Here is an 8917-nt window from a genome sequence, read left to right as displayed (position 1 = left end):
ATGACAGGGCGAGACGCCTTGCGGTTCATTACGATCGGCTACCACGAGTCGCTGAGGCGTGGGTATGGCTGGCTCAGGGCAGAATGCTGCTACGCAGAATGACTGCCTAGTTTTGTAAACACCCTCTGACGGCGGGTCACTTTTGAAGAGCGCAAAAGTAACCAAAACGCTTTTGCCCCACCACTTGGCACCTCGCCTAGGCTCGGTGTGCCCTCACTCCGGCACTGCTCCGTGGGCCCGCCGCGAAGGGCCATCCATGGCCCAGCGCGGCTATCCCGGCATCCATGCCGGGATGCCCACTCCACAATGCCTGCGTTCGGCCAGCGTGGTTAATGGGGCGCCTGAGATCAACGTCCACCGCGAGGCGGCCTGATAGCCGACCTGGTTCTGGGTGATCGCGTTTCTCCTGTGGGAGCGAGCCTGCTCGCGAAGGCGGTGGGTCAGTTTGCGGTGATGTTGGATGTGCGGGCCTCATCGCGAGCAAGCTCGCTCCCACAGTTTTTGCGGTGCACATGGATTTTGTGTCTGCTGAAGATCCAATGTGGGAGCGAGCTTGCTCGCGAAAGCGGTGGCTCAGTCAATGAAGATATTGGATGTACTGGCCTCTTCGCGAGCAGGCTCGCTCGCACAGGTTTTGCGGTGCACATGGATTTTGTGTCTGCTGAGGATCCAATGTGGGAGCGAGCCTGCTCGCGAATGCGGTGGCTCAGCCACATAGATGCTGGACATGCCCCGCTTGTGCTTTGTTTTGCTTTTGATCTTGATCTTGATCTGGGCGCCCCGTTAACCACGCTGGCCGAACGCAGGCATTGCGCAGTGGGCAACCCGGCATGGATGCCGGGTTAGCCGCGCTGGGCCATGGATGGCCCTTCGCGGCGGCCCACGGAGCAATGCCGGAGTGAGGGCACACCGAGCCTTAGCGAGGTGCCGAGTGGTGGGGCATGTAGCGTTTTGGTTACTTTTGCGCTTTTCAAAAGTGACCCGCCGTCAGGGCGGAACCCTAAGTAGCCGTTACCGAAGAAACGGATATACACCCAAAACCCATCGTCTACAGCTCAGCATTCCGCCGATGACGATAATCGCTGACCGCCTCATACACCGCCTTACGCAACCGATTGATCCCACCAATCGGCCGATGCGCCTCAATCCCAAACCAAGGATTGAACGACTGATTATCACAAGCCAGATTCAACTTGGGCGTATCAAAATCCTGAGCCGGCACCTTAATACGCGCCACTGTCTCGAACGGCGCATCACTTTCCTGCCATTCAATACTGGTGTCTTCAATCGGCATGTACTTGCTCGGATCCTGCCGCTGGACCTGCAAGACAAAACACGCCGGCATCCGGTCGGTGGATAACTGCTGGTTCAGCGCGCTACGCAAGAAATTCGGCAAATCCTGATTCTGCGCAGGCAGCGTATAGCTCGGACAGCTGTCCGGATCCGGCGCGACGCGAAACTTGGCGTTGGCCTCGCCAAACTTATAAGGCGAAACCGAGAAATAAGTGGTCTGGGTCGGACTGGCCGGGGCCGGCGAGAGGGTCGCCAAAGCGATGAACAGGTGCCGAATTTGCCAAGTGCGCGGGTCCAGGCTCGGAAAAAAAGCCATCGCCTTCTTCCCGTCAGCCTGGGCGGCCACATTCTGACGGTACTCGGCGACATCACTGACAAAGAAGTTCGGATGATTGAACATCACGAAATCCTGCTCGCCGAATGATTGCCGGTCAGCGAGCAGTTGCTTGCCCGGTACGTTCACCAGCTTGATCGCCATCCCCCGTGCATCGCGCAGGCTATCGAATTGCGGATAAGCGTTGCCGTTGGACAGGCGGATCGTCGCCTGCCAGACCTTCCCCGGCTCGGCGAATACACCTTGGCGCAACGTTGCCGGCAGGTCGCTCTGCACCTGGACCTCGGCCATGACGCAACCGTGCGCCTTGGCATGGGCATCACGCAGGTAACGCGTGCCTTCGCGGTGCTGATCGACGATGCGGATCGCAGTCTGGATGATGTCCTGGGTCATGGCGGCTTCGCCGGGTGCAATCTGTTCCTTGTCCGGGACCGGACCCTTGTGTTGCCAGGCGAACCAGGCCGAGGACAATGCCCAGCCGAGCAACCCGATGCCCAGCAGCCACAGGAGCGTCTTGCCCAAAAAGGCGCCGAGGCGCAGCCAGAGCGTGATCAACATGCCAACATCCTTTTACCAGTGGGGTTCATCATTACAGTTGCGACTCCAGTGGCCCGCCCAGCACTTTTAAATACTCCAGCAAGGCCCAGCGTTCCTGCGGTTGCAGCAGGCGGCCAATGACGCCGTTGCCCCGTTCGCCCGCACGGAATTCATGGCCGCTGTTGTGATTGCCGGTAATCCGGGTATCGAAGTTAAAGCCGTTGGTGAAGGCTTCGGTGCGATAACCCAAGTGGCGTGGATCGTATTCGAAGTTGCCTTTATAGAAGGTGGTCGCCCGCTCAGCCTGGGGGGACAACAGTTGATAGATCGTCGGCACCGAGCCGTTGTGCAGGAACGGTGGCGTGGCCCAGACGCCTGCCAACGGCCGGGCCTTGTAGGCGCGCAATTCACGTACGCCGATGGGCAGGCCGAAACCGTCCAGGGCTGGGCGCTCGGCGGGGGTGACGCCAGCGTCGCGGTAAGCGCGGTTTTCGACGAAGGCGGTGACGTAGGCCAGGCCTTTGGCGACCGAAAGTTGGCTCAGGTCCAGCGGTTCCGTCGGGGTCGGGTGCAGTTGCACTTCCAGCTTCGCCAGTTCGGCCGGATCCCACTGCAGGCTGGTCAGGTCGAAGCGGTGGTCGGCGATGTTATTGGCGGTGCCCGGGTCGGTGCCGATCACTTTCACCGGCAGCATGTGCAACTGCTGTACCGGTCTGTCGGGCCCCTGGACCACTTTGGGCACATGGCAACCGGCGCAGTTTTCGACGAACAGCGCCCGGCCCTTGGCGGCCAGCGGTTTATCGATCGTGCCCAGCAACGCTTCCGGCCACACGGGCGGCTTGAGCAGTTGCAGGGTCTCTTCGATCTTGTTCAAGTCGCGCACGCGCACGCTGGAGGGGTATCGCGCATCACCCTGCAACGGTTTGCCCTGGGCGTCGAAGAAATTCAACGTAGCGCCAACCCCCAGCGCTTCACCGACGTTGCGGGCCATCGGTTGCTGGGCCGACCCGTTCCACTGCACCCAGTCGAAGGTCCACATTTCCCACAATTGCGGGTAGTCCACCGGCGCGTTGGCGACCCGGTAGTTTTCCGCCGAGATGGCGTCGCCGAAGCTGGCATTGGCGATGCGGCCGAAGGCGTCGGTACGGCCAGGGCCTTCTTCGGTGGGGTAGAGGCCGCGATGGGTATCGTTCCAGGCCACCCGCAGAAAGGTATCCAGGGAGTCCTTGAACGACTTGCGCAGGTCCTCGTGGCGGGCGTCGTAGTCCTTGCCCAGGACTTGGCGGGCGAAGCGTTCGAATTTCCAAGGGTTGTAGTACGTAGACGCCAGACTGGAGACTAATGCCTGTCCGAAGCTGCCACCGCGTAGCGTAGGAACGCTGGATGGCAGCACGTGCTGCGCCGATCCGCCGTCGATCCGTATCGCCTGGCCCTTGAAGCGCAATTCGCCGGTGTGGCACGCAGCGCAGGTGATATCGAGGAATTGGTCGGCGTTGCCGGCGTTCTGGTGCCGGGTGAAACCCACCGGCAGGTTGCCGGGATTTTCGGGCGTAGCTTTCTGCGCCGGATCGATCAGGAAGCCAAAGCGCGCCAAATACTCCGGCGATGCGAAGCGTTGTTGCGAAAACGGCAGTTCGAGGGCCGTGAACCAGTCGTAGCGCAGGCCTTTGACCTGGGTGCCCTGGGGCGTGAAGTAATAGGTCTGGCGCTCGGCGGCGCTCCATTGATCCAGGTAATGCACCTGTTCGATGGGCTCATAGAACGGCAGTCGAGGATTGGCGACGTAATAAAGCACGACGGCCACGGCGACGATCAGCAGCGCGAGAAGCAGCAAGAGAATGCGAGAGAGGAGGCGCACGGTTACGTCCTTGTTTTTTTGATATGCCCTTATGCCTCAGCGCTGCGCAGCGGGCAAGTGGCCAGTAGCCCCGGCCTGTGGGGGAGCCGCAATGTGTCCCTGTACGTAACGGATGACAGATGCTTCATTTGTCCAGGATTAAAAAGCGTTTGCGGACCTGAACTTATCATCACTTTGCGGCTCACATGCCGGTAGCCATTGGTCGTGGCCGCCTGATAAGCTCGCGGCTTTACTCGATTGCCCTTTAGGCGCATGAACAAGGAAATAGCATGAAACAGCATCGGTTGGCGGCGGCGGTAGCCCTGGTTGGCCTGGTACTCGCGGGTTGCGACTCGCAGACCAGCGTAGAGCTGAAAACCCCGGCGCAGAAAGCTTCCTACGGTATCGGCCTGAACATGGGCAAAAGCCTGGCTCAGGAAGGTATGGATGACCTGGACTCCAAAGCAGTTGCCCAGGGCATCGAAGATGCCGTCGGCAAGAAAGAACAGAAGCTGAAAGACGAAGAACTGGTCGAAGCCTTTGCCGCGCTGCAAAAGCGTGCCGAAGAGCGTATGGCCAAGATGAGCGAAGAGTCGGCAGCCGCCGGCAAGAAATTCCTCGAAGAAAATGGCAAGAAAGCCGGTGTCACCACCACCGCTTCCGGCCTGCAGTACGAAGTGGTCAAGAAAGCCGATGGCGCACAGCCTAAGCCGACCGACGTAGTGACCGTTCACTACACCGGCAAGCTGACCAACGGCACCGTGTTTGACAGCTCCGTTGAGCGTGGCAGCCCGATTGACCTGCCGGTCAGCGGCGTGATCCCGGGTTGGGTCGAAGGCCTGCAACTGATGCACGTCGGCGAGAAGTACAAGCTATACATCCCGAGCGACCTGGCCTACGGCGCCCAGAGCCCGAGCCCGGCCATCCCGGCCAACTCGGTCCTGGTGTTCGACCTGGAACTGCTGGCGATCAAGGATCCGGCAAAAGAAGACGCAGCCAAGTAATCGCGTCTGCTATAACGACAACGCCTCGCTTATGCGGGGCGTTGTTGCATCTGGACGGCGGCAAATGGCAAAAAAACCGAACGCACGGTGCAGGCTATAGTCATAGGCATTACAGGCGCTGTGCTAGACGCAGTCGGTCGGTCAAGTCAATGAAATATTGGGTTTTTTTATGTGAGTAAAAAACGCCCGATCTAAGCCGGGCCCTTATGAAACGGGGGCTTCAGCGGTGAAATGCAGCTCTGTTCACAAGGTTATCCACAATTTGTGTGGATAACATTTCAGTGGGAGAAAAAATGAAGGCCCCGTGGAATTTTGCGCGATTTCTGCCTTTGGCAGGCCGCCTGCTGGCCCGCGGTCGATTGCCGACATTGCTCTTCGCCGTCGCCAGCAAAGGTGCCCGGGAGGGCGGGCGGCTGGGTAAGCTCAAGGAGGACCTGCGCCTCTTGCAGGCCTTGTGCCTGGCCTACTGGCGTGGCGACTACCGCGCGGTCAGTGCCAAATCGATGCTGTCGGTGGTGGCCGGACTGATGTATTTCCTCAGCCCCTTGGACGCCATCCCAGACCTCTTGCCGATGTTTGGCATGTTCGACGACATCGCGGTGCTGGCATGGATCATGAAAACCCTCGACGTTGAACTCGAGGCATTCCGCGCCTGGCGTTATCGCCAATCCCCCGAGACGCTGGCCAAAGTCGAAAGGCTTCCCGACACCCCGGAACAACTCCAACTCCAAGGTCAGAAAAAGCCCTGATTCCCTGAGAATGCATCACCCCGCGACCTTAGCCGGCATTTAGGATTACACTTCCAAGGAAAAAGGCTGACTCGCTAAGTGTTGTTGTCCTACGGGGTAAACATGGATATTCAAATAATCACACGTGACGGAGAGCCCGAGTACGCGGTTTTGCCGTGGGATCAGTACCAAGCGTTGTTGAAGGCAGCAGGCATCGATCAAGCACCGCGGCGTGAAGCGACAGTCCGTCACGCGGCGGCACCCGGCCAGGTTCTCCCTGGCTTGGATCAATTACGCAGTTTGCGCGAAGGGAAGGGCATCGCCATTGAAGCGTTGGCCCGCACGGTAGGCATCAGCCCGTCTTATCTGGCCTTGATCGAGAGCGGCGAGCGACAGCCCGATGCCGCGATTCGGCGCAGTCTGGCCTGGGAGTTGACGGTGCCGGGTTGGAGGGAAGAATCGTGAGCGTACGCATCAGTCGGCAGCATTGGGATGGGTTGTTGGGTGAATTGGACCAGGCGCGGCGCCAGCGCCATTTATTGACTTACCGCGCCTTGCTGGAGCGCTTGCAACTGCCCAGCCCGGCCATGCAGACCTTGACCGCGGCCCTTGAACACTTGGCGGCGCTGGACGCCCGGGCAGAACAGCCGCTGCGCAGTTCCCTGGTGATCAGCCAGGGCGCGAGCCGGTTGCCGCGCACGGGGTTCTTCGAGTGCGTTGAACGCCTGGGCCGCTTTTCCGGGCCTTCCGATGGGGTGGCCGCCGCTTCCTGGCACGCTTCGGAAGTGGTCCGGGTGTTTGAATACGAGTACCCCGAATCGGCGGAGGCCTGAGTGCTCTGGCGACTCAAGGCGCGGCTCGGTTATTGGCTGGCGCGTCGGTTGTTTCACTGGCCCTGGATCGTCCGCCAGCCGCGTGGCTGGGCGTGGCTCGAGGGCCAGTTCTCGCGCATGGCCAACCTGGGCGACGTCGGCGCGCAAAGTTTCTATGGGCACATCCTCACCTTTCGCGGCCAAGGGCTGGGCGCCCGTGAAGAAGGGGTTCGCCTGCTGCGCTTGGCGGCACTGGCGGGTGATGGCAAGGCCGCCTACCAAGTCGGCGTGATCAGCCTGGCCGGTACAACCAGCAAGGCGCCAGACCCGCTCGAAGCGGCGCGCTGGTGGACCTTGGCGGCGAAAGCCGGGCATCCGTTGGCCGAGATCAAACTCAAGGCACTCGAAACTCACGAACCTTAGTGTTATCCACAGGCCATTCGTTGTAGCCCGGCGAATTTAGCGAATCGCCCTACATCCTTCGTCCCGTTCCCCTGACTTAATTCCCCTGTCATCCCCGGCACAGTCTCGCGCTCCCTGAGTGCTGCGAGACGTTGCCCATGTTCGACCGTTTTTTCCTGCCGGCCCTTGAGCGAGCCCTGTCCTGATGGAGCAGGTTAGCCGTATCGAGCAGGAACTCGACAGTTTCAAAGATACCTTGTCGGTCTACCGCGAGCAGCTCGGGCGTTGGTACAGCCGGGCGGCGGACCGGGCCAGCCATGCCGCTGACTTGCCCTCGCTGATGGGCATGGAGCGGCTGATCCGCTTTGGCGACAGCACCACCGCTGTCAGCACCGGTGACGATGACTTTCTCTCCACGGTCGTCCAGTGCCCCCAGGGTGGGGTAATGACGATCGAGAGCAAGTTCGAGTCGGTGTACGACATCCCCCTGGGTGACATCGTGGTGGATGTGGTGGCGGTGGAGAGCGGCGAGGTTGTGCCGGTCACCCTGGACGCCCAGGGCCTGGGGACTTTCAAGGGGGAGGCAGGCAAGTCCTATCGGGTTCACGTTCAGGGCGAGGTGTCCGCCAAGCAAATAGAGAACTTGTTTTCTTCCTACGATGGCTTGGCCGGCGATCTGACGGACTGGCTGCGGGGCGAGTGGCAAGGCTTCAAGCCGCGCTGGGCGCAGCAATCCTTGGCGACCTCTGCGGCTGCGGTGGGGAACGGGTTGCTCGCTGGCAGTTGGGCGGCGATTGAAAGTGTGTGGGACAGCATCAGCTTGCTCTCGGACATCCTCAAGGATCCCGGTCAGTTTGTTGATCGGTTGGGCGAAAGCGCTGATCAGTTGAAAAAACTGGCTCAGGACACACCGCAAGTGATGGCCAAGCTGCAACTGCTGGCCAGTGACGAAGCGGCGCTGTGCCTGTTGGTGCGCACTGCCAGTCTCTGGTTGGACATGTTGCCGCCCAGTGAGGTTGCTGGTGACACGGCCGAAGCCTTGTCGAGGGTGACGGTGCAGTTGTTGATCGATCTGTTGATCGGTGTCGTCCTGACCTTCACCGGGGCGGGGGCCGGTATCGCTTATCTGTCGATGCGCCTGGGGAATGTAGGCGTGCACCTGCTGGGTGCCCTGCAGCGTTTCATCCGTGCGATCTTCGCGGTGGTCAACGGCTTCATGACCTACGTGGACCGCTACAAAACCGTGGCGGCACGCGGCATCGCGGCGGGAATAAAAAAAGGTCGGATGCAACTGCGCTGGGATGCGCAGCGCAATACCACGCTGAAAAAACAAGAACATCACGACGACGCCCCCACCCAATCGAAAAACCCCAACGGCGACAGCGCCGACACCGCCGCCCAGACCCAGACCAGCGGCTGCCCGGTGTCGATGGTCACCGGCGAAGAACTGCTGACCCTCGACGATGGCACCCTCGACGGCCGCTTGCCGTTCGTCTTCACCCGTTTGTACCGCACCAGCGCCGCCGACCTGGACGTCGGCCTCGGGCGCGGCTGGAGCCATGCCCTGGCCCATCGCCTCGAACTCGACGGCGAGCAGGTCACCTGGGTCGACCAGGAAAACCGTCGCACGCGCTTTCCGCTGCCCACCACCCAGCGCCCGGCGATCCACAACAGCCTGGCCCGGGCGGCGATCTACCTGGGGGCCGAGGCGGACGTACTGATCGTCGCCCAGCCCGGTGAAAACGCCCCGTTCCTGCACTTTCGCGACGGCCACCTGGTCGCCCTCAGCGACCGCTACGACAACCGCCTGACCCTCCAGCGCAACATCCACGGCGACATCTGCCGTTTGGACAACGGCGCCGGGCGTTCCCTGCGCCTGCGCTACGAACAGCGCCACCTGGTCGCCGTCGACTACCAGAGCTTCCACCCGGCCCTCACCCTCGACGACGCCTGGCGGACCGAACAGACGT

8 protein-coding genes are annotated in these 8917 nt (G+C 61.0%); 6 read left to right on the top strand and 2 right to left on the bottom strand.

Translation table 11 applies throughout. The features are described 5' to 3' along the window. Positions 1 to 1048 precede the first annotated feature (1048 nt). A complete protein-coding gene (locus tag J3361_RS28965) occupies positions 1049 to 2185 on the bottom strand; it encodes a catalase family protein (RefSeq protein WP_207967414.1) in 1137 nt (378 codons plus the stop codon). A 31-nt stretch (positions 2186 to 2216) separates the two neighbouring features. Next, positions 2217 to 4022 (bottom strand): di-heme-cytochrome C peroxidase, encoded by a 1806-nt coding sequence (locus J3361_RS28960; RefSeq protein WP_207967413.1) that lies wholly within the window; start codon positions 4020 to 4022, stop codon positions 2217 to 2219. Positions 4023 to 4291: 269 nt separating this feature from the next. Here J3361_RS28960 and J3361_RS28955 point away from each other — a divergent pair, with 269 nt between their 5' ends. From J3361_RS28955 to J3361_RS28930, 6 genes are all read left to right on the top strand, one after another. Next, on the top strand, positions 4292 to 5005 hold the full coding sequence (locus tag J3361_RS28955; RefSeq protein WP_030142016.1) for an FKBP-type peptidyl-prolyl cis-trans isomerase: 714 nt from the start codon (positions 4292 to 4294) through the stop codon (positions 5003 to 5005). A gap of 293 nt (positions 5006 to 5298) precedes the next feature. Further along, the gene (locus J3361_RS28950; RefSeq protein ID WP_207967412.1) at positions 5299 to 5754 is read left to right on the top strand and encodes a YkvA family protein; all 456 of its coding nucleotides are present in this window, start codon (positions 5299 to 5301) and stop codon (positions 5752 to 5754) included. Between the two features lie 102 nt (positions 5755 to 5856). Beyond that, on the top strand, positions 5857 to 6198 hold the full coding sequence (locus J3361_RS28945; protein ID WP_207967411.1) for a helix-turn-helix transcriptional regulator: 342 nt from the start codon (positions 5857 to 5859) through the stop codon (positions 6196 to 6198). Continuing rightward, positions 6195 to 6566 (top strand): hypothetical protein, encoded by a 372-nt coding sequence (locus J3361_RS28940; protein WP_003179080.1) that lies wholly within the window; start codon positions 6195 to 6197, stop codon positions 6564 to 6566. The genes J3361_RS28945 and J3361_RS28940 overlap by 4 nt, the downstream gene beginning before the upstream one ends. Beyond that, on the top strand, positions 6567 to 6968 hold the full coding sequence (locus J3361_RS28935) for a sel1 repeat family protein (protein ID WP_207967410.1): 402 nt from the start codon (positions 6567 to 6569) through the stop codon (positions 6966 to 6968). A gap of 184 nt (positions 6969 to 7152) precedes the next feature. Next, positions 7153 to 8917: DUF6531 domain-containing protein (locus J3361_RS28930; protein WP_243459075.1), on the top strand; the 1765-nt coding region annotated here is incomplete at its 3' end.

Origin of the sequence: Pseudomonas sp. OA65, assembly GCF_017498305.1 — a bacterium.
Taxonomy (GTDB): domain Bacteria; phylum Pseudomonadota; class Gammaproteobacteria; order Pseudomonadales; family Pseudomonadaceae; genus Aquipseudomonas; species Aquipseudomonas zanjanensis.
This window is presented reverse-complemented; position numbering and strand designations above follow the sequence as displayed.

Coding starts and splice junctions, on each gene's coding strand:
- J3361_RS28965 (WP_207967414.1), bottom strand. CDS start 2,185: ATGTTGATCACGCTCTGGCTGCGCCTCGGCGCCTTTTTGGGCAAGACG.
- J3361_RS28955 (WP_030142016.1), top strand. CDS start 4,292: ATGAAACAGCATCGGTTGGCGGCGGCGGTAGCCCTGGTTGGCCTGGTA.
- J3361_RS28950 (WP_207967412.1), top strand. CDS start 5,299: ATGAAGGCCCCGTGGAATTTTGCGCGATTTCTGCCTTTGGCAGGCCGC.
- J3361_RS28945 (WP_207967411.1), top strand. CDS start 5,857: ATGGATATTCAAATAATCACACGTGACGGAGAGCCCGAGTACGCGGTT.